A 19,010-nucleotide genomic window follows, 5' to 3' on the forward strand; every position below is an offset into this window, starting at 1 on the left:
TGGCGAATAGCGATATCATCACGATTCCGTGAACTCGTCCAGCGTCGCCGTCACACCCGGCCGTACGTCCGAGACGAGCGCGCCATCGACGTCGAGGCCGAGCGTTTCCACGGCGAGCCGCCCCGCACGGTCGGTCTCGTCGGCAGGAACGTAGACGCCGAGCCGCCACTGTTGCTTCTGGGCGGTCCGCAGCGCCGACACCAGCGGCGACTGCTTGCCCAGCCGACGCATCTCGCCGCTCACCATCACCCGCGACGTCGACTCGGTCATCGACGGCCGGTCGGGGACGTCGACGACGACTTGCTCGGCCGGCAGTCCGGCGCGGTCTGCGATCTCCGTTTCGAGGTCGCGCAGCGCCTCGTAGTCGGCGTCGACGACGCTTTCGGGGACGGCCTCCAGTTCGGCCCACACCGCGCGTTTGTACAGATCCCGAGTCCGGAGCCGACGGGCGAACTCGCTCGTCGCCGGCGTCGTCCGGAGCGCGACCAGGAGGTCGTGGTCGTCCATCCGGCGAAGCCGTCGGGGCGTGATATCCGGCTGTTCGAGCAGCCGTTCGGCGCCCCGTCGGAGCATCGCCTTCGAGATGCGGGCGACGTGGTGCTGATAGACGGTGGGATTCATCAACGCACGCGCGAGCAGCAGCGACTCGGCGGTCTGGACGTTCCCCTCCGCGAGGACGAGTTCGCCGTCGACGAAGGTGAGCTCCCGGATCAGGCGCTCGTGGTCGATCGTGCCGTAGGGGACGCCCGTGTGGTGGGCGTCGCGCACGAGGTAGTCCATTCGGTCGACGTCCAACTCGCCCGAGACGAGCTGTCCGTACTTGGCGTCGCCGGCGACGAGGTCGGCGATGTGCGCGGGATCGAGATCGTGATCGCGGAGCACCGCGCCCACCGTTCCCTCGTCGAGGAGTTCGTGCACGTCGTCGTGGTACTTGCCCGTGTGACGATGGGTGACGTCTTCGACGTTGTGACTGTAGGGGCCGTGACCGACGTCGTGGAGGAGCGCCGCTGCGCGGAGTCGCTCGGCCTGGATCCCGTCGATGCCGAGGTGCTCGAGCGCGCGGTCGGCGAGGTGATAGACCCCGAGCGAGTGCTCGAACCGGGTGTGGTTCGCCGACGGATAGACCAACTGGACCGTCCCCAACTGCTTGATGTGGCGGAGCCGCTGCACCGGCTCGGTGTCGAGGAGGGCCGCCGCAACGCCCTCGACCTCGATGTGATCGTGGACGCTGTCTTTGATCGTCGCCATACGTCGGGTTGCGCGGCATCGTACAAAAAGCGTCGGCCGACGACGACTACTCTCGGTGCTAGCCACACGCTACGACCTCACCCGTGAGACGTGTCGAAATCGACTGAACGCTGGGACGGCGAAAACAACGGTGTTGTGGAAAACAGCGATCTGAGCGCCTCAGTCCGGTGATTTAGAGGACAGTTTAGCCGAATTTAGCCGAATTTCATTCGGCGCGTGGCCCCGAATCCGAGTTGACCGTCGCCCCAGTTGAAGTGGGTCCCCGAGCAAGGGGAAGTTGCGACGTCGTGCAGATAGTTCGACGTCGCAGTGCGGCCACCCCGCTGGATGGACGGGGACGCCGCTACGACACAGCCCGCACTCCGGGACGCTGCCCCCACCCGCGTCCCGCCGCGCTGACAGTGGTGCTGGCTACAGTCGCGAACGCGACTGTCGGATTCACGCACCGACGCCGTCGACCGCCCGTCACGGCGGCGTCGGCACCGCTGCGGCCGGGGTGACCACCCGCCCGTAGTCGGCGCATCTCCAGGTCGTCGCCGACATCCGACGACCGACCGATGCAGAGGCACCCAATGGAGGGTTCGCCTCCGACGGGAAGATCGACACCCCTTTCTGGCCGATACCGTCACACCCTGTGGTCGGTGGGTTGATGATGCTCCCCGTTAATCCCGGATTACAACCGATCCAGATGTTGCCGCCACTCTCTCCGAGCGCGTTATACGGCGCGTACGTGTTCGCATTTGCCGCTGCCGCCGTGCTCTGTTTCGGGATGCTCCGTCGGACGCGGCGTATCGAACACGAAGATACGCGCCGGGGGGTCTTCTGGCTTCTCGTCACCAGCGGGGGCTGGGCGGCCGCCCACGTCGGGTATCTCACGATGCCGACTCCCGACCTCCAGTACGTGTTCTACGTGATCGGTCTCGTCGTCGGCTTAGCCTCCGTCGGGCCGTGGCTGTACTTCTGTGCGGCGTACACCGGTCGACAGGTCCACCATAACTCGGCCGCGCGGAAGGGGCTGCTCGTGGTCTTTCTCGCGTTCGTCGCGGTGAAGATGACGAACCCGATCCACAACTGGTACTTCGTCGCGGAGGAAGCGAACACGCCGTTCGTCTACCTGCAGGTCAGCCACCGCCCGTTGCACTGGATCGCGATGGGGCTGGCGTACGCGCTCGCGTTCGTTGGCTTCTTTATGCTCTTCGAGCTGTTCATCCGGGTCAACTCCAACACTCGCCCGCTGTTCGCGCTCCTCTCGCTCACCGGAATCCCGGTGGTCTTCGACGTGCTGGGCGCCATCGCCCCCGGCATCCTGGACATCACGTACTCGTCGATCGGCGTCGCCGTCTTCGCAGTCGGCGTGTTCTCGACGTACTTCGATCGGTTCCAGTACGTCCGCGTCACCGGCGAGAGCACCGACCCGATCCTCGTCGTCGACGACGGGAGAGAAATCAGGGACTTCAACACTCGCGCGGGCGACCTCTTTCCGTCGCTTTCGGGGGCCATCGGGAAACCGCTCTCGGACCCCGTTCCGGCGCTCGCGGACACGATGGAGGAGTCCGACCCGATCATCGAAGTCGAGGTCGACGGAACGAATCGCTACTACAACGTCACGTCGAACCCGTTCACAATGGGGAGCGCGGAGACGGGTCACTCCGTCGTCCTGACAGACGTGACCGAGCGCGAGCAGTACCGGCAGGAACTCGAAGCGAAGAACGAGAAGCTCGAACAGTTCGCGAGCATCGTCTCCCACGACCTCCGGAACCCGCTTCAGGTCGCGAAAGGACGGACGGAACTCGCTCTGGAATCGGAGGACACCGACCACCTAGAGCCCGTCGTCCGGGCCCACGAACGGATGGAACAGTTGATTGAGGAGATGTTGACACTGGCGCGTGAGGGAATGTCGATCGACGACACAGAGCGCGTCGACATCGCCGCACTCGCAGAACAGGCGTGGCGGATGATCCCCGCCGACCAGGCCACGCTCTCAATCGAAGACGACGTCGAGCGGACGGTCTCTGCGGACCCCGAACGGCTGCAACAGCTGTTCGAGAACCTCTTTCGGAACGCGATCGAACACGGCGGCGACGACGTCGTCATCTCCGTGGGCGCGACCGCAGAGGGGTTCTACGTCGCGGACGACGGCGACGGAATCCCCGAGGACGAACGCGAGGACGTCTTCGACGCAGGGTTCACGACGGCTGCCGACGGGACCGGGTTCGGCCTCGCGATCGTCTCCGAGATCGCCGACGCGCACGACTGGGAGATCCGCGCGACCGAGGGGGCCGACGGCGGGGCTCGCTTCGAGATTCAAACCGAATAGCGCGCCGCCGAGAACCGGGCGCATCGCGTTCGGGCGACCGATAGTATATATGCGATCCCGACGCAGTCCATACTGATGGCTTCACTCGATCTGTACGACGAGGCGCGAGCCGCGCTCGACCCCGACGACGGCGAAATCGAGACGACGGAACTGGTCGTCACCGACGACGTCCTCGTGAAGGGGTTCGCACTCGGCCCGGGTGCGGAACTGGACCCTCACGAGCATCCCGACAGCACGAACGTCTTTCACGTTCTGGAAGGCAGCGTGGTAGTCGTTCGCGACGGTGACGAGGAGACCGTCGACGCGCCGGGCGTCGTGCGCCACGACCGCGGTGTCGTCCACGGCGCACGCAACGAGACCGACGACGTCGCCGTCTTTACCGCGAGTCTCTGCCCCCTGCCCTGACAGACGACGAGCGACTCGGCGTCAGTGCGGGAGTTCCGACACCGGGCCGGCTTGCCCACGTCGAAACCCACAACGAGGTGCCCCCAGTAGTAAGAGTCGATGAGACGCGCCCGCGTCGCGACCAGCGCCCGCATTCACTTCGGGTTCTTGAACCTCAGCCTGGCGCTCGATCGACTGTACGGCGGCATCGGCGTCGCCGTCGACGAACCGAAGACAGTCGTGACCGCCGAACCGGCCGCGAGCGTCGACTGCGACGACCCGGTCGCCTTCCAGTACGCCGAGCGCGCCGTCGACCTGCTCGACGTGCCCGGCGCAGCCGTCACCGTCGAATCCGCGCTCCCGCGGCACTCGGGGCTCGGAAGCGGGACCCAACTGGCGCTGGCCGTCCTCACGGCCATCGGACGAGCGCACGACCGCGCCCCCGACGTCCGGTCGTTGGCCCCCGATCTCGGCCGCGGCGGTCGCTCCGGCGTCGGTGTCGGGACGTTCGAGCACGGCGGATTCGTGGTCGACGGCGGCCACCCGACCGCCCAATTCACGACCGAGCGCCCGGCCGACGGCGACTGGACCGTGCCCTCGGTCACCGTCCGGCGATCAGTCCCCGACGACTGGCGGTTCCTCCTCGTCCTCCCGGACGTCGAACCGGGGCGGAACGGCGACGCCGAAGAGGAGAGTATGCGATCGGTCGTCGAACGGGCCGATCCGGGCGTCGCGGACCGCATCGCTGGCGTCGCGACGCGACGGCTCCTCCCGGCGGTCGCCGAGGGCAACGCGAAGCGTTTCGGGGCCGCGATCGAGTCTCTCGGTCGATTGAACGGGACGTGGTACGCCGACGAACAGGGCGGCGTCTACCGCCCTCCGGTGGGCGAGTTGGTCACCGCGTTAGACAGCGACCCGGCGTGCTACGGCGCGGGCCAGTCGTCGTGGGGGCCGTGCGTCTACGGCGTCACCGACGCTTCACACGCCGACGCGGCCCGGAACGCCGGAACCGAGGCGCTCGACGCGGCCGGCATCGACGGCGACGTGCGAATCGTGTCCGGGCGGAACGACGGGGCAGAGATCGAGACCGTCGACGACGTCGTCGCGTAGGCGTCGCTCCGTGAGTGGATAGACCGACTGCGCTCTCGCATCGGCCGCGCCGTCGCCCGAAACGATTAACGGCACCGCCCGAGACGGACGGGTATGGATCGCATCCCGTTCGGGGTGTCCCGATTCGACCGCGTCGTCGGCGGCGGCGCACCGCTTGGGACGGTCGTCCTGCTCGTCGGCGAACCCGGGGCCGGCGCCCGTGAGTTTATGTACACGAGCGCGACGATGAACGCCGTCGCTCACACCGACCGGGACGTATTCGAGTTGCACTACGGCGACCTCCACGCCGACGCCACGCTCCCGCCGGAGGTGCACTATCTGTCGTTCACCGACGACGAGTCGAACGTTCGCCGCGAGATGTCGTACGTGCTGGACGACGACATCGTGAGCGCGGCCGCAGAGCACATCGCCGTTCGCGACTTCTCGCCGGAGTACTTCCAGTTGAGCCCGGTCCCGCGGGAGTGGTACCTCGGTGAGACGACGACGCTGCAAGACCTCGGCGGTCGCGAGGAGCGCGCCGACGTGCTGACGGCGCTCGGTCAGTACCTCAACGACAACGCCGCGGACAACCTCGTCATCATCGACTCGATCACCGATCTCGTCGCGGCCATCTCCGACGAGATGGCGTGGAACGACATCGCGATGCTGATTCGCGGCCTCGGCAAGGCCGCACACCGTTGGGGCGGGCTCGTGCTCGCGTACGCGAGTCGGGAGACGCTCGAACGGACCGAACTCGGGCACCTGATGGACGCAGCGGACGGAACGCTCCAGTTCGAGTGGGAGTCCGGCGGGTCCAAGCGTGCGCGGACGATGGTCGTCCAAGAGTTCCGCGGCGTCCTCTCACAGATCGAGAGCGAGGACATCGTCCGGTTCGAGACCGAGATTCACGAGGGGGGCTTCGACGTGAGCGACGTGCGGAAGATCCGGTGAGGCTGAAGAGCGACAGCGGTCAGACGTCGGAGGCGTCGTCTCCATCGAGTGCGGCGTCGACGCCGCTGATCTCGAAGCGAGCCCCGCCGTCGGCCCCCTCGGTCGCGCGGATCTCCCAGTCGTGCGCGTCGGCGATCTCGGAGACGATCGAGAGCCCGAATCCCGTGCCGCTCTGTGACGTCGAATAGCCGTACTCGAAGACGTGATCGCGCTCGTCTTCGGGGACACCGTCGCCGTCGTCCGCGACGTAGAAGCCGTTCTGGAAGGTGCCCACGCGGACGGTGACGTCCGGTCCGCCGTGCTCGACTGCGTTCCGAAAGAGGTTCTCGAACAGTTGTCGCAACTGTGATTCGTCGCCGGTGATCGTGCCGTCATCATCGACGACGAGCGTGGCCGCACCGGTGTCGACGTTCCGCCACGACGTCCGGACGAAGGGCTCAAACTGGATGGGCGTCGGATCGAGCGTCGTCTCGCGGTCGCGAGCGAGCGTCAGCAGGTCCTCGATCAGATCCGCCATCCGCTCGTGGGCGCCTGCGACCTGCGTTAACTGGTCTCTGGCCTGCTCGTCCCCACAGAACTCCATCGCGAGTTCGAGCCGCCCCTCGGCCACGTTGAGCGGATTACGGAGGTCGTGTGAGACGACGCTCGCGAACTCTTCGAGTCGGGCGTTCTGTCGCGTGAGTTCCCGTTCGCGCTCGTGGAGGCGCTCGTTACGCCGGACCTGTTCGAGCGCCCTGACGATGTTGACGGCGAGGAGTTCACCGAGGACGACGTCCTCGTCGTCGAAGGCCCCCGGGGTCGGCGAGCCAGCGATGAAGTGGCCATAGCGGCCGAGCGGCAGGTGGATCTCGCTGCGAATCGGCGTCTCCGGGTTGTACACGTCGGGGTCCTCACGAACGTCGTCGATCGAGTACACCTCGCCCTGTGCGAAGGACCGCCAGGCGATCCCGTCGTCGGTGAACGTCGGCAGCGAGCCGACGAGTTCGCGAGCGGCGTCGCTGGAGGCGACTGGAACCAGTCCGGCATCCTCCTCGTAGAGGTGGATCGCGCTCGCGTCCAGATCGAGCACCTCGGACGCCGCGTCGACGCCGATCGATGCGACCTCCTCGCGACTCGCCGCAGTCATCAACTCCCGCGCCGTCTCGTTCAGCGCTTCCAGCCGTCGCTCCCGGACCTTCCGATCGGTGACCTCGTAGTACACCCAGAGGTGGCCCTGACCGTCCGGCAGTTCGATCGGCCGGTAGCTCCGCTCCAGCGCTCGCCCGTCTTCGAGGAGCAGTTCGTCGTTCCACGCCGGTTCGCGCTCGTCGACGAGCGTATCGATCCGGGAGACGAACCCGTCGGGATCGACGAACATCTCGCTGACGTCCTCGGCGAACGCCGCACAGTCCGCGCCGACGACGTCTTCGGGCGATCCCGGTAGCTCGAACAGGTCGAACAGCCGGTCGTTGGCCGTGAGCACCTCTCTGTCGGCGTCCTCGGCGAGCACGCCGATCGGAAGCGTCTCGAAGAGCGTCGAGAGGACGGCGTTCGTCCGCTCCAGCTCCCGCCGCTGGGCGTGTTCTGCGGTCACGTCCTCGAACTGCGAGAAGATCGTGATGACGCTACCGTCCTCGTCGGTGACGGCTCGGTTGTGCCACGTACAGAGCCGCCGTTCACCGTCTTTCGTCACGATCTCGTTGACGCTCTGGTAGCCGCCGCGATCGTCGAGCAGTTGCCGTTCGATCTCGGCGACGTGTCGCTTCTCCTCGTCGGGGACGATCGGGAGCCACGTGCCACCGACGAGCTCGGAGTCCTCGTAGCCAGTGATCTCGGTCGCGGCGTCGTTGGTCTTGACGATCGTGAACGTCTCGTCGTACTCGATCGTCCCCAGCGGGGACTGTTCGATAAAGCGGGAGAGCCGCCGCTGGCTCGCGGCCAACGCCTGCTGGGACCGGGTCTGTTCGACGGCGTTTTCGATCCGGTTCGCGAGGACGGCGTACTGGTCGGTGCCCATCCCCTTCTGAAGGTAGTCGGTAACGCCGGCAGAGATCGCCCGGCTCGCGATCTCCTCGCTCCCCTCCCCGGTGAACAGGATGAACGGTACCTCGGAGTCGCGCTCTCTGACCCGTTCGAACAGTTCGAGTCCGGACATCTCGGGCATCTCGTAGTCGCTGACGACGCAGTCGAGGGTGCCGTCCTCGATGCGGTCGAGCGCCCGACCGGGGGTAGTGGAGGTGGACACGGAGAACGTGTCGTTCTGCCGGGTCAGAAACGACGCGGTGAGGTCGGCGAACTCGGCGTCGTCGTCCACGTGGAGGATGCGGATTTCTTCCGGGGACTCGCCGATCGGATACTCGCTCGGTGGCCCGGACATACACTGGCGTACTGACACCAGGATCAAATATGTTTGCACGCCATCGAGGCGTGTAAGCTACGTGCCGTGTGCGGACTGCGAACTCGAACGTCCGTTTTCCCGGGGCGACAGTAGCCCTTTCACGGTTGCCGCCCGAGAGACAGATATGCTCACCGGCCTCCGTCGACTCGGCCTCGAAGTGAAGGATCTCGACGCGACGCGTGCGTTCTACGAAGACCGGCTGGGTCTCCAGGCAGCGCCCGGATCCGCGTCGGAGTCGCACGTCGCCTACGACGTGGGCGCGTCTGCCAGCGGGGCGGCCGTGGAGGGAGCCGACGCCGACCTCACGAGCCTCGTTCTCCGCCGTCCCACAGCACGACCGCGCGGAGGCGTCCACACGCACTACGCGTTTGCCACGACGCGAGCGGCGTACCCCCGCTGGCGACGCCGACTCGCCGATCTCGACCCCGTCGAGTTCTCGTTCGGGTCCAGCGACTCGCTGTACGTCTACGACCCCGCGGGCCAGTGCGTCGAGATCGGCGGCATACACGAGACAGCGGCCGCCGAGAACGACACCGAGACAGCGGCGACAGAGGACGACGCCGACGACGTGCCGCCGCTCACGGGCGTCTTCGAGGTCGTCTTGGAAGTGACCGATCTGTCGCGAGCGGAGGCACGCTACCGACGGCTCGGCTTCGAGGTCGTCGACCGCGGCGAGGCGCGGCGCCGCGTCCGGCTGACGGGACCCGTCGACCTCGAACTCTGGGAGCCACAACTCGGCATCGCGGACGCTCGCGGCGGCCTTCACGTCGATCTCGCATTCACGACCGGAGACGCAGCGGCCGCCGTCGAAGCCGGCGCGCCCTGGGCGGTCGGACCGACGGACGTCGAGGAGGGCGTCCGCGTCGTCGACGACGACGGGCACGTGTTGACGTTCGTGCCACCGCAGTCAGGTGAGTGATCGTGCGACCGTGAGGCCCGGCGCGGAGGCGGGACCGTTCAGCGCCGATCAGAGTCGGTCGGTGTTGATGTCGACGCCGGACGGCGAGACGATCAGAAAGTCTCGGAAGTGCGTGAGCGTGCCGTCCATATCTCTGACCGGGCGGGCGAAGCCCTTCGCGAGTTCGTTGAGGTCGCCCTCGACGGCGAGAACGAGGACGTTACCCGCCTCGACTGACCGGACCCACTCGTCAGGGTCCGTAGAGCCGTCGAGGACGCCGAGCACGACGTTGCCGGTGCCCTCCTCGTCGAGGTGTTCTTCGGCCTCCGAGAGGTTCAGGTTGAAGTCGCTCATACCAGGGGCCACGCAGACCGGTACGAAAAGGATTCGGACGCGTTCTCCCGAATTTTGTCAGAAAATTTATTATGCTCTCTCGCGCCGACATCCCTCAGCTGACGGGCCACACAGACGTGGATGTTCGAGCGGCCGTCCCGCAACGCGCGCACCTGAACGTTCGTCCACTCAACGCCGCGCGCGAGTAGTTCAGGTGGGCGATCGGCCGCACTCGCGGCGGAATTTGCACCAAACGGCCACTCCTCACACGGTCCGGGTCGTGAACGACGGCCGCGTTCGATTGTAGCCGCGTCTGTCCGCGAAACCCCCGCGATCGGCAGGTACGGTCCCCGCTCGGCAACCCTGAGATCGGCGATGCGCGGACGCGCCGTCCCGGGATCAGACCCCCGACAGCGAAACCTTTTAATATCTTTCCGGGCAGTGAACAGATACAATGTCTAACGACGACATGGAGGCTCAGTCGGACACCCCGGCTGGTCGAGTTCTTCCAGGGCACATTAGCCCAAATAACTGAATCCGAGATCGAGAACGTACGGATTTTCGACACGACGCTCCGCGACGGCGAACAGTCGCCACGCACTTCGTTCAGCTACGACGAGAAGCGCGACATCGCGGCGACGCTGGACGAGATGGGGACGCACGTCATCGAGGCGGGATTCCCGGTGAACTCCGAAGCCGAGTTCGAATCCGTCAGCGACATCGCCGCCGCGACGGACACGACCGTCTGCGGGCTGGCTCGCGTCGTCGACAAAGACGTAGAGGCCGCACTCGACTCCGGCGTCGAGTTGGTCCACGTCTTCGTCAGCACGAGCGACGTCCAGCTGGCCGACTCGATGCACGCCTCCCGCGAGGAGGCCGTCGAGCGCGCGGTCGAGAGCGTCGAGCGAGTCAAAGAGGCAGGTGCCCAGGCGATGTTCTCGCCGATGGACGCCACCCGGACCGACGTCGACTTCTTAGCCGAGATCCTGAGCGCTGTCGACGAGGCGGGCGTCGACTGGGTCAACGTCCCCGACACCACCGGCGTCGCGACGCCGACGCGCTTTGCGAGTCTGATCCGCGAGATCAGAAAACACACCGAAGCGCAGATCGACGTGCACGCCCACGACGACTTCGGGCTGGCCACCGCGAACGCGATGGCCGGCTTCGAGGCCGGGGCCGCGCAGGCGCAGGTGTCCGTCAACGGCATCGGCGAGCGCGCCGGCAACGCCGCCTTCGAGGAGGTCGTGATGGCGGCGGAGTCGCTGTACGACGTCGACACGGGGATCGACACCACACGAATTACCGAACTGTCGCGGATGGTCGAGGAGGCGAGCGACATCCCGGTTCCGGCCAACAAGCCGGTCGTGGGACGGAACGCCTTCTCACACGAGAGCGGCATCCACGCCGCGGGCGTCATCGAGAACACGGACACGTTCGAGCCGGGTGTGATGACGCCCGATATGGTCGGGGCCCAGCGCGAGTTCGTCCTCGGGAAGCACACCGGGACTCACTCCGTCCGCAAGCGACTGGAGGAGTCGGGCTTCACGCCGACCGACGCGGAAGTGCGCGACATCACCCGCCGCGTCAAAGACTACGGCGCCGAGAAAGAGCGCGTCACCGTCGACGTGCTGACGCGCTTCGCCCGCGAGTCGGGCGTCGAACGCGCCGAGGAAGGCGAGGACGAAGAACAGGAGGAGGTCCGCGCCTGATGGCGCGCGCCCCGTTTGCTCGAATCGACGAGCCACGGGTGCGCCGCCGACCGACCTCCCGAAACGGACCCGCGGCGCGAAACGTTCATTACGGGCGAGAAGAATCTGTGGGATACGATGCGACGACGGATCACCGACGCGACGGCCGGCGCTTCAGCGGCGGCGCAGGTCGCGCGTGTGCTCCAGTCGGCCGGCGTCGAAACGCTCGACGTCGACGTGCGTATTGTAGGGGCCGCCTAGCCCCTCACACCCAATTTTCGATTTTCGGTTCCCGTACGCGCCCGCCAACTAATCCACCAGCGACCGTTACACAAGGCCAATGGAGCACCACGCTCGACCCACACGACCATCGACGTATCGACCACGAACGACACCCGCGGACCCGCCCGCAGACGGCGGTGATGCACGATGAGTAAGCAGGCACCGCCGGACGCCGAGGAAGCAGACGAACCCGAGACGACGCAGTCGCCCGTGACGACCGGATCCGAGTCCGTCATTCGCGCCCTAGAGAACGAGGGCGTCGAGGCGGCGTTCGGCGTCCAGGGCGGGGCGATTATGCCCGTCTACGACGCGCTGTACCACTCGGACATCCGCCACGTCACGATGGCGCACGAGCAGGGCGCGGCCCACGCCGCCGACGCGTTCAGCGTCGTCCGGAACGAGCCGGGCGTCTGCCTGGCGACGTCGGGGCCGGGGGCGACGAATCTCGTCACCGGCATCGCCGACGCGAATATGGACTCCGACGGACTGCTGGCGCTCACCGGCCAGGTTCCCTCGGATATGGTCGGCTCCGACGCGTTCCAGGAGACCGACACCACCGGCGTCACCGCGCCGATCACGAAGCACAACTACTTCGCGAGCGACGCCGACACCGTCGGCGACACCGTCGGTGAAGCGCTCGCGCTCGCCGACGAGGGCCGTCCGGGGCCGACGCTCGTCGACCTCCCGAAGGACGTCACCCTCGGCGAGACCGACGCAGAACCCGGTCCGGCGGCGCCGCCGGAGACGACGCGCCCGCAGTACGTCGCCGACGAGGACGACGTCCAGACCGCGGCCGACGCGATCGAGGCGGCCGAGCGGCCGCTGCTGCTCTTCGGTGGCGGCGTCATCAAGGCCGACGCGACCGACGAGGCCCGCGCGTTCGCACACGAGTACGAGATCCCGGTCGTCACGACGATGCCCGGCATCGGCTCGTTCCCCGAGGACGACGACCTCTGTCTCTCGTGGGCGGGGATGCACGGCACGGGCTACGCCAATATGGCGATCACCCACACCGATCTCCTCATCGCGGTCGGGACGCGCTTCGACGACCGCCTGACCGGCGGCATCGACACGTTCGCGCCGGAGGCGGAGGTCATCCACGTCGACATCGACCCCGCGGAGATCTCGAAGAACGTCTACGCGGACTACCCGCTCGTCGGCGACGCGGGGATCGTCATCGACCAACTGGACGACGCCATCGACACGGCCCCCGAGGCCGAGGAGTGGCGCGAGCAGGTCCAGACGTGGAAGGACGAGTACCCGATGGACTACGCGACGCCCGACGACGAACCGCTGAAGCCGCAGTTCGTCGTCGAGGTCCTCGACGAGGCCACCTCCGACGAGGCCATCGTCACGACCGGCGTCGGTCAGCACCAGATGTGGGCCGCCCAGTACTGGACGTACCGCGAGCCGCGCACCTGGGTGTCGAGCCACGGGCTCGGGACGATGGGCTACGGACTGCCAGCAGCGATCGGCGCACGGATCGCGGCCGACGACGACCAGGAAGTCGTCTGCGTCGACGGCGACGGATCGTTCCTGATGACGATTCAGGAGCTTTCGGTCGCGGTCCGCGAGGAACTTGACATCACCGTCGCGGTGCTCAACAACGAGTACATCGGGATGGTCCGCCAGTGGCAGGACGCCTTCTTCGAGGGGCGTCGGATGGCCGCCGAGTACAACTGGTGTCCCGAGTTCGACAAACTCGCAGAAGCGTTCGGCGCGCGCGGTTTCCGCGTCGACGATTACGACGAAGTCGCAGACACCGTCGAGGAGGCCCTCGCATACGACGGTCCGTCCGTCATCGACTTCCACATCGACCCGGCGGAGAACGTCTACCCGATGGTTCCCTCTGGCGGCGCGAACGGACAATTCGCTCTGACGGATGATCAGCTATGAGTTCTGACGACGACCTGCCCAAGCACGGACTGCAAGGACCGGCACCCGAAGAGCGCCCGCACCCCGAAGGGCGACGTAACTCCCAGGGGATCCGTATCGACCCCGAGGCGGAAGCCGAACACGAACCGCGGCGTGCGGTCATTTCGGCGCTCGTCGAGGACGACCCGGGCGTGCTCTCTCGCGTCTCCGGGCTGTTCTCCCGCCGGCAGTTCAACATCGAGAGCCTCACCGTCGGGCCGACCACCGTCGAGAACCACTCGCGGATCACGATGGTCGTCGAAGAGCCCGATCCGGGAATCGACCAGATCGAGAAGCAACTCGCCAAACTCAAGCCCGTCATCTCCGTCGGTGAACTCGACGCCGACGCCGTGCGGACCGAGCTCGTCCTCCTGAAAGTCGAGGGCGACGACCCCGACAAGGTCCACGCCGTCACGGAGATGTACGACGGGCAGACGCTCGACGCCGGACCGCGGACCATCACGGTCCAACTCACCGGCGACGAACAGAAGATCGACGACGCGATCGACGCGTTCCGCCAGTTCGGTATCATCGAGATCGCCCGAACGGGCTACACGGCGCTGGCGCGCGGCGATCAGGCGACCGTGCCGGGCGAGAAGCCGGGCACAGCAGACGAACCCACACAACCCACAAACGCACAATGACAGACCTGAACACGACAGTATACTACGACGACGACGCGGACCGCTCGTATATCGACGACAAGACCGTAGCAGTACTCGGATACGGCAGCCAGGGGCACGCGCACTCGCAGAACCTCGCAGACAGCGGCGTCGACGTGATTGTCGGCCTGCGCGAGGACTCCTCCTCGCGTGCCGCCGCCGAAGCGGACGGCCTGCGCGTCGAGACGCCGGCCGACGCAGCCGCCGAGGCGGACATCGTCTCCGTGCTCGTCCCCGACACCGTCCAGCCGGCGGTCTTCGAGGAGATCAAAGACGGACTCGACGCGGGCGACACGCTCCAGTTCGCACACGGGTTCAACATCCACTACAACCAGATCCGCCCGCCCGAAGACGTCGACGTGACGATGGTCGCGCCGAAGTCGCCGGGCCACCTCGTCCGCCGGAACTACGAGGCCGGTCAGGGCACGCCCGGTCTCGTCGCCGTCTACCAGGACGAGACGGGCGAAGCGAAGGACGAAGCGTTCGCGTACGCGCACGCGATCGGCTGTACTCGCGCCGGCGTCATCGAGACGACGTTCCGCGAGGAGACCGAGACCGACCTCTTCGGCGAGCAGGCCGTCCTCTGCGGTGGGATGACCGCGCTCGTCCGCGAGGGCTTCGAGACACTCGTCGACGCCGGCTACTCCCCGGAGATGGCGTACTTCGAGTGTCTGAACGAACTGAAGCTCATCGTCGATCTGATGTACGAAGGCGGCCTCTCCAATATGTGGGACTCTGTCTCCGACACCGCCGAGTACGGCGGCCTGACGCGCGGCGACCGCATCATCGACGAGCACGCGCGCGAGCAGATGGAGGAGGTCCTCGAAGAGGTCCAGGACGGCACGTTCGCCCGCGAGTGGATCGCGGAGAACCAGGCCGGCCGACCGTCCTACACCCAGCTGAAGCACGCCGAGGAGACCCACGAGGTCGAAGCGGTCGGCGCACCGCTGCGCGACCTGTTCTCGTGGGCCGACGAGGGCGACGAAGCCGAAGCCGCCGAAGCGGCCGCTGACGACTGAACGACGGAGATGACAGTGACACAGGTATACACGGCAACCCGCGGTGATGTAGATGAGTGAGGGAACGCTGTACGACAAAGTCTGGGAGGAACACACGGTCTCCAAACTGCCGACCGGACAGACGCAACTGTTCGTCGGCCTCCACCTCATCCACGAGGTGACGAGTCCGCAGGCGTTCGGGATGCTGCAGGAGCGCGACCTGGAAGTCGCCTACCCCGAACTGACGCACGCGACGGTCGATCACATCGTTCCGACGTCGGATCAGTCGCGGCCGTACCGCGACGACGCCGCCGAGGAGATGATGTCCGAACTCGAACAGAACGTCCGCGAGTCGGGCATCCAGTTCTCGGACCCGAACTCGGGCGATCAGGGGATCGTCCACGTCATCGGGCCCGAGCAGGGACTCACCCAGCCCGGTAAGACGATCGTCTGCGGCGACTCTCACACCTCGACGCACGGCGCGTTCGGCGCGTTGGCGTTCGGAATCGGGACGAGCCAGATCCGCGACGTGCTCGCGACCCAGACCGTCGCGATGGAGAAGAAAGACGTCCGGAAGATCGAGGTCACGGGCGAACTCGGCCCGGGCGTCGAGGCGAAAGACGTGATCCTCGAAGTGATCCGTCGTCTCGGTACCGAGGGCGGCGTCGGCTACGTCTACGAGTACGCCGGCGAAGCCATCGAGAACCTCGATATGGAAGGTCGGATGAGCATCTGTAATATGTCCATCGAGGGCGGCGCCCGCGCGGGCTACGTCAACCCCGACGAGACCACCTACGAGTGGCTCGAAAACACCGACTACTTCCAGGAGAACCCCGAGAAGTTCGACGAGCTCAAGCCCTACTGGGAGTCGATCCGCTCCGACGACGACGCCGAATACGACGACGTCGTCACGATCGACGGCTCCGAACTGGAACCCGTCGTCACGTGGGGTACCACGCCCGGGCAGGGCGTCGGCATCTCCGAGCCGATCCCCGAGCCCGAGTCGCTGCCGGAAGACAAACAGGACACCGCGCGGCGCGCCCAGGAGCATATGCGCGTCACCCCCGGTGAGACGATGGAGGGCTATCAGATCGATGTCGCCTTCCTCGGCTCGTGTACGAACGCACGCCTGCCCGACCTCCGTCGGGCCGCGAACGTCGTCGAAGGCCGACAGGTCCACGAGGACGTCCGCGCGATGGTCGTCCCCGGGAGCCAGCGCGTGAAAGCCGCCGCCGAAGCCGAAGGCCTCGACGAGATTTTCGAGGACGCCGGCTTCGAGTGGCGCAACGCGGGCTGTTCGATGTGCCTCGGGATGAACGAGGATCAACTGGAGGGCGACGAGGCGTCCGCCTCCTCCTCGAACCGGAACTTCATCGGACGGCAGGGCTCGAAAGACGGCCGCACCGTCCTGATGAACCCGCGGATGGTCGCCGCGGCGGCGATCAAAGGCGAGGTAACTGACGTGCGCAAACTGAAGGAGGTGACGCTGGCATGACCGACGAGATCCCAGAAATCGACTCCGTGACGGGGACGGGCGTTCCCATCCGCGGGAACGATATCGACACCGACCAGATCATCCCGGCTCGCTTTATGAAGGTCGTCACGTTCGACGGCCTCGGCGAGTTCGCGTTCTTCGACCTCCGGTTCGACGAGGACGACAACCCGAAGGACCACCCGTTCAACGAACCGCAGTTCCAGGACGCCTCGGTGCTCGCCGTCAACGCCAACTTCGGCTGTGGCTCCTCTCGCGAGCACGCGCCGCAGGCGCTGATGCGCTGGGGGATCGACGCCATCGTCGGCGAGTCATTCGCCGAGATCTTCGCCGGCAACTGCCTCGCGTTGGGTATCCCGACGGTCACGGCCGATCACGAGGAGATCGTCGCCCTGCAAGAGTGGATCGACGAGAACCCCGACGGCGAGATCGACGTCGACGTCGAAGCCGAGACCGTCACCTACGGGGACACGACGATCGAAGCGACGGTCGACGACGCCCAGCGACGGGCGCTCACCGAGGGCGTCTGGGACACGACGGCGCTGATGAAGTCCAACGCCGACGCAGTCGCCGAGAAAGCCGCCGAACTCCCCTACGTCGATGTCTGAGGAGATCGTCGTCATCGAGGGCGACGGCATCGGCGGAGAGGTCGTCCCCGCGGCCGTCTCCGTGCTCGAAGCCGTCGGCGATTTCGACTTCGTCGAGGCCGAGGCCGGCGATGCCGTCAAAGAAGCCACCGGCGAGGCGCTCCCCCAAGAGACCTACGACACCGTCGCCGAGGCCGACGCGACGCTGTTCGGCGCGGCCGGCGAGACGGCCGCCGACGTCATCCTCCCGCTTCGGGAGGCCGTCGGCTCGTTCGTCAACATCCGCCCGGCGCGAGCGTACCCCGGCGTCGACGCGGTGCGCCCGGAGACCGATCTGGTCTTCCTGCGTGAGAACACCGAAGGCGTCTACGCGGGCCACGAGGACGAACTCTCGGAGGATCTCTCGACGCTGACGCGCGTGGTCACGACCTCCGCGTCCGAGCGACTGGCCGAGTTCGCCTGCGAGTACGTCGACGAGCGCGAGGAGGACGGTTTCCAGGTCGTCCACAAGGCGAACGTGATGCGCGAGACCGACGGCCGGTTCCGCGACGCCGTCGTCGACGTCGCCGAGTCCGAGGGCGTCGAGACCGAAGAAGTGCTGATGGACGCGTTCGCGACGCGCGTCTGTCTGGACCCGACGCAGTTCGACGTGGTCGTCTGTCCGAACCTCGCGGGCGACGTCCTCTCGGACCTCGCGGCCGGTCTCGTCGGCGGCCTCGGTCTGCTGCCGTCGGCGAACGTCGGCCCCGACAACGCGCTGTTCGAACCGGTCCACGGGACCGCCCCGGACATCGCGGGCGAGGGCGTCGCCAACCCGTCGGCGGCGATCCTCTCGGCGGCGATGATGCTCGAACACCTCGGCTACGACGACGAAGCCGCGAACGTCCGGAACGCGGTCGAATCCGTGCTCGAAGACGGTCCGCGGACGGCCGACCTCGGCGGCGACGCCGGGACCGAAGACGTCACGAACGCGATCATCGACCGACTCGAATAACGGCGCTGTCGCGTCGTTTCGTTTTCTCGTTGGCGTCGCGGACACCCATCTGCTCAGGTATGCTCGAAGACGACATCGACCGGCTGTTTCCGCGGGCGCACATCGCGCTCTCGGACCCGCCGGCGAACAAACAGGCCGCGATCGAGTTCCTTCTGGATCTCGTCGCGGCCAACGACCGCGTCTCCGACCGCGGGGCCGCGTTCGATGCGTTGTGCGAGCGCGAGAAAGTGGCCACGACCGGCGTCGGAATGGGAATCGGGATCCCACACGCCAAGACGGCAGCCGTCGCGGAGCCGTCGGTCGCGTTCGCCCGCTCCCGCGCGGGCCTCGACTTCGACGCGGTGGACGACGAGCCCGTGCGCTTGCTGTTTCTGATCCTCGTGCCCGAGGTGGGAGCCGAGGAACACTTACAGATCTTGAGTTCCCTTTCGCGAGCACTGATGCACGAAGACGTTCGAGAGACGCTGTTCGGGGCCGACGACGCAGAGACCGTCCAGAACACCGTTCGGGAGGCGATGGACTGATGTCCGAGCGCGTCGTCACCGTCGTGCCCGAAGACGGCCTCCACGCGCGGCCCGCCTCGAACTTCGTCGAGGCGGCGAGCGAGTACGATATCGAGATCCAGGTGGGACACGTCGACGGCGACCTGGTGAACGCGGCGAGTATGCTCGCAATCACGGGACTCGGCGTCACCGCGGGCGAGGACGTGCGACTGGTCGCGGAGGGCCGAGAGGCCGAGGCCGCGCTCGACGAACTCGAACGCATCCTCTCGACGCCGGAAGGCGAAGGCTGAGTC

The 19,010-nt window shown here is 66.7% G+C and carries 18 protein-coding genes; 15 read left to right on the forward strand and 3 right to left on the reverse strand.

All coding sequences use genetic code 11. From position 1 onward, the window contains the following. Window positions 1-18 precede the first annotated feature (18 nt). Window positions 19-1,248, reverse strand: a complete 1,230-nt coding sequence (locus D3D02_RS08015; protein ID WP_121569447.1) for an HD domain-containing protein — start codon at window positions 1,246-1,248, stop codon at window positions 19-21. 649 nt (window positions 1,249-1,897) lie between these two features. Here D3D02_RS08015 and D3D02_RS08020 point away from each other — a divergent pair. The 4 genes from D3D02_RS08020 (at window position 1,898) to D3D02_RS08035 (ending at window position 5,989) form a co-directional block, all read left to right on the forward strand. Continuing rightward, window positions 1,898-3,565: an ATP-binding protein gene (locus D3D02_RS08020; RefSeq protein ID WP_233560605.1), complete on the forward strand. Its 1,668-nt coding sequence runs from the start codon at window positions 1,898-1,900 to the stop codon at window positions 3,563-3,565. 75 nt (window positions 3,566-3,640) lie between these two features. Further along, window positions 3,641-3,970: a cupin domain-containing protein gene (locus D3D02_RS08025; RefSeq protein ID WP_121569448.1), complete on the forward strand. Its 330-nt coding sequence runs from the start codon at window positions 3,641-3,643 to the stop codon at window positions 3,968-3,970. A 99-nt stretch (window positions 3,971-4,069) separates the two neighbouring features. Further along, window positions 4,070-5,059 carry a beta-ribofuranosylaminobenzene 5'-phosphate synthase family protein gene (locus tag D3D02_RS08030; RefSeq protein ID WP_121569449.1) on the forward strand — a complete coding sequence of 330 codons (990 nt, stop codon included), beginning with the start codon at window positions 4,070-4,072 and terminating at the stop codon, window positions 5,057-5,059. A gap of 93 nt (window positions 5,060-5,152) precedes the next feature. Next, window positions 5,153-5,989: an HTR-like protein gene (locus D3D02_RS08035; RefSeq protein ID WP_121569450.1), complete on the forward strand. Its 837-nt coding sequence runs from the start codon at window positions 5,153-5,155 to the stop codon at window positions 5,987-5,989. Between the two features lie 19 nt (window positions 5,990-6,008). On the opposite strand, the gene D3D02_RS21145 is transcribed toward D3D02_RS08035, so the two are convergent. Continuing rightward, complete coding sequence (locus D3D02_RS21145) at window positions 6,009-8,345, reverse strand: response regulator (RefSeq protein ID WP_121569451.1); 2,337 nt, start codon at window positions 8,343-8,345, stop codon at window positions 6,009-6,011. A 145-nt stretch (window positions 8,346-8,490) separates the two neighbouring features. Here D3D02_RS21145 and D3D02_RS08045 point away from each other — a divergent pair, with 145 nt between their 5' ends. After that, window positions 8,491-9,285 (forward strand): VOC family protein, encoded by a 795-nt coding sequence (locus D3D02_RS08045; RefSeq protein WP_121569452.1) that lies wholly within the window; start codon window positions 8,491-8,493, stop codon window positions 9,283-9,285. A gap of 48 nt (window positions 9,286-9,333) precedes the next feature. Here D3D02_RS08045 and D3D02_RS08050 read toward each other — a convergent pair whose 3' ends face one another. Continuing rightward, window positions 9,334-9,618, reverse strand: a complete 285-nt coding sequence (locus D3D02_RS08050; RefSeq protein ID WP_121569453.1) for a DUF5779 family protein — start codon at window positions 9,616-9,618, stop codon at window positions 9,334-9,336. Window positions 9,619-10,046: 428 nt separating this feature from the next. Between D3D02_RS08050 and D3D02_RS08055 the strand changes: the two genes are divergently transcribed. From D3D02_RS08055 to D3D02_RS08100, 10 genes are all read left to right on the forward strand, one after another. Next, a complete protein-coding gene (locus D3D02_RS08055; RefSeq protein ID WP_121569454.1) occupies window positions 10,047-11,306 on the forward strand; it encodes a LeuA family protein in 1,260 nt (419 codons plus the stop codon). A 117-nt stretch (window positions 11,307-11,423) separates the two neighbouring features. Beyond that, window positions 11,424-11,546, forward strand: coding sequence for a hypothetical protein (locus D3D02_RS21485; RefSeq protein WP_255410152.1), 123 nt, complete (start codon window positions 11,424-11,426; stop codon window positions 11,544-11,546). Between the two features lie 168 nt (window positions 11,547-11,714). Next, a complete protein-coding gene (gene ilvB, locus D3D02_RS08065) occupies window positions 11,715-13,463 on the forward strand; it encodes a biosynthetic-type acetolactate synthase large subunit (RefSeq protein ID WP_121569456.1) in 1,749 nt (582 codons plus the stop codon). Beyond that, entirely contained in the window at window positions 13,460-14,125 is a 666-nt protein-coding gene (gene ilvN, locus D3D02_RS08070) for an acetolactate synthase small subunit (RefSeq protein ID WP_121569457.1), read from the forward strand. Before ilvB ends, ilvN begins: the two co-directional genes overlap by 4 nt. After that, window positions 14,122-15,162 (forward strand): ketol-acid reductoisomerase, encoded by a 1,041-nt coding sequence (gene ilvC, locus D3D02_RS08075; RefSeq protein ID WP_121569458.1) that lies wholly within the window; start codon window positions 14,122-14,124, stop codon window positions 15,160-15,162. The genes ilvN and ilvC overlap by 4 nt, the downstream gene beginning before the upstream one ends. Before the next feature lie 52 nt (window positions 15,163-15,214). Then, complete coding sequence (leuC, locus tag D3D02_RS08080) at window positions 15,215-16,636, forward strand: 3-isopropylmalate dehydratase large subunit (protein ID WP_121569459.1); 1,422 nt, start codon at window positions 15,215-15,217, stop codon at window positions 16,634-16,636. After that, window positions 16,633-17,241, forward strand: coding sequence for a 3-isopropylmalate dehydratase small subunit (gene leuD / locus D3D02_RS08085; protein WP_121569460.1), 609 nt, complete (start codon window positions 16,633-16,635; stop codon window positions 17,239-17,241). Before leuC ends, leuD begins: the two co-directional genes overlap by 4 nt. After that, window positions 17,234-18,214 carry a 3-isopropylmalate dehydrogenase gene (leuB, locus tag D3D02_RS08090; protein WP_121569461.1) on the forward strand — a complete coding sequence of 327 codons (981 nt, stop codon included), beginning with the start codon at window positions 17,234-17,236 and terminating at the stop codon, window positions 18,212-18,214. The genes leuD and leuB overlap by 8 nt, the downstream gene beginning before the upstream one ends. Window positions 18,215-18,261: 47 nt before the next feature. Then, window positions 18,262-18,738 carry a PTS sugar transporter subunit IIA gene (locus tag D3D02_RS08095; RefSeq protein ID WP_394337720.1) on the forward strand — a complete coding sequence of 159 codons (477 nt, stop codon included), beginning with the start codon at window positions 18,262-18,264 and terminating at the stop codon, window positions 18,736-18,738. Beyond that, entirely contained in the window at window positions 18,738-19,007 is a 270-nt protein-coding gene (locus tag D3D02_RS08100; protein WP_121569463.1) for an HPr family phosphocarrier protein, read from the forward strand. Before D3D02_RS08095 ends, D3D02_RS08100 begins: the two co-directional genes overlap by 1 nt. Window positions 19,008-19,010: the final 3 nt, after the last annotated feature.

It is taken from the genome of Halobellus sp. Atlit-38R (assembly GCF_003665925.1).
GTDB lineage: Archaea > Halobacteriota > Halobacteria > Halobacteriales > Haloferacaceae > Haloquadratum > Haloquadratum inordinatus.